Source organism: Streptomyces sp. NPDC004031 (assembly GCF_053604375.1).
Genome location: NZ_JBSGHL010000149.1, coordinates 1 through 1,837 on the forward strand (window position 1 = coordinate 1; position 1,837 = coordinate 1,837).

At 72.3% G+C, this 1,837-nt stretch carries 1 protein-coding gene, 1 tRNA gene and 1 other RNA gene; 2 read left to right on the forward strand and 1 reads right to left on the reverse strand.

All coding sequences use genetic code 11. The features are described 5' to 3' along the window. Positions 1-118: 118 nt before the first annotated feature. Positions 119-206: transfer RNA gene (locus ACWERV_RS36720), tRNA-Ser, on the reverse strand. 72 nt (positions 207-278) lie between these two features. Between ACWERV_RS36720 and ffs the strand changes: the two genes are divergently transcribed. Together ffs and ACWERV_RS36730 are read left to right on the forward strand one after the other, a co-directional pair. Further along, positions 279-375: signal recognition particle sRNA small type (gene ffs, locus ACWERV_RS36725), an RNA gene on the forward strand. A 42-nt stretch (positions 376-417) separates the two neighbouring features. Continuing rightward, the coding region (locus tag ACWERV_RS36730; protein WP_452941228.1) for a DNA polymerase III subunit gamma and tau at positions 418-1,837 on the forward strand (1,420 nt) is incomplete at its 3' end.

Consider the following 1,837-nt stretch of genomic DNA (forward strand, 5'->3'; position numbering starts at 1 on the left):
CGTCCGCGAGGATGCGTTCGGGGGCCACCACCAGCACCGCGTCGTACTCCAGGCCCTTGGTCTGCGACGGCGGCACCGCGCCGGGCACCCCCGGTCGACGTCGTGCCCGGTGAGGCACTGGCGGAGGATACGAGATTCGAACTCGTGAGGGGTTGCCCCCAACACGCTTTCCAAGCGTGCGCCCTAGGCCTCTAGGCGAATCCTCCGTGGGGAACAGTACAAGACGGATGGGGGTGGGAGCGAACTCGTTCGGGGGTGGGGGGATCGGGTAGGGTGGGCGTAGCCCCTCACGTGGCGCTATCTCGCTGAACTCCCCCAGGGCCGGAAGGCAGCAAGGGTAGGTGGGCTCTGGCGGGTGCGTGGGGGGTCTTTGTGTGGGTGGGGACGGTTGTCGGTGGGCGCGGCTAGGCTCGTGGTGTGTCGCTCGCCCTGTATCGCCGCTATCGCCCCGAGACCTACGCCGAGGTCATCGGGCAGGAGCATGTCACCGACCCGTTGCAGCAGGCCCTGCGGAACAACCGGGTCAATCATGCGTACCTGTTCAGCGGGCCGCGCGGGTGCGGGAAGACGACCAGTGCGCGGATCCTCGCGCGGTGTCTGAACTGTGAGCAGGGGCCGACGCCCACGCCCTGCGGGGAGTGCCGGTCGTGCCGGGACCTGGCCAGGAACGGGCCGGGGTCGATCGACGTCATCGAGATCGACGCCGCCTCGCACGGTGGTGTCGACGATGCCCGTGACCTGCGGGAAAAGGCGTTCTTCGGGCCCGCGGGCAGCCGGTACAAGATCTACATCATCGACGAAGCCCATATGGTCACCTCGGCCGGCTTCAACGCGCTGCTCAAGGTCGTCGAGGAGCCTCCGGAGCATCTGAAGTTCATCTTCGCCACCACCGAGCCCGAGAAGGTCATCGGGACGATCCGGTCCCGGACGCACCACTACCCCTTCCGGCTCGTGCCGCCCGGGACGCTGCGGGACCACCTCGCCGAGGTCTGCCGGCAGGAGGACATCGCCGTCGAGGACGGGGTCTTCCCGCTGGTCGTACGGGCCGGGGCCGGGTCCGTACGCGACTCGATGTCGGTCATGGACCAGTTGCTCGCCGGGGCCGGGGCGGACGGTGTGACGTATGCCATGGCCACCGCGCTGCTCGGGTACACCGACGGGGCGCTGCTCGACGATGTCGTCGACGGCTTCGCCGCCGGGGACGGGGCCGCGGTCTTCCAGGTCGTCGACCGGGTCATCGAGGGCGGGCACGACCCGCGGCGCTTCGTCGCCGACCTGCTGGAGCGGCTGCGCGACCTGGTCATCCTCGCCGCTGTGCCGGACGCCGCCGAGAAGGGGCTCATCGACGCCCCGCGGGACGTCCTGGAGCGTATGCAGGCGCAGGCCTCGGTCTTCGGCGCCGCCGAACTGAGCCGCGCCGCCGACCTGGTCAACGCCGGGCTGACGGAGATGCGCGGGGCGACCTCGCCGCGGTTGCAGCTGGAACTCATCTGCGCGCGCGTGCTGCTGCCCGCCGCCTACGGCGACGAGCGGTCCGTCCAGGCACGCCTGGAGCGGCTGGAGCGGGGCGGCGCCTTCACCGGCGGGGCCGGTGGTGGCGGCTATCCGGCTGCCGCCGCGCCTCCGCCGGTCGCCCCGCCTGCCCCTGCGGCCCCTCCCGCGCCCGTCGCGCAGCCCGCGCCCGCCGTCCCTCCCGTGCCCGCGGCCCCGCCGCCGGTCGCCCCGCCGCCCGTCGCCCCGCCGGCCTCCGCGCCCGCGCCCGTACCCCCCGCCGACGACGAACAGCACGACCGCCATCCCCCACACACGCATCATGCCCGGCACGCTACTCCCGCCC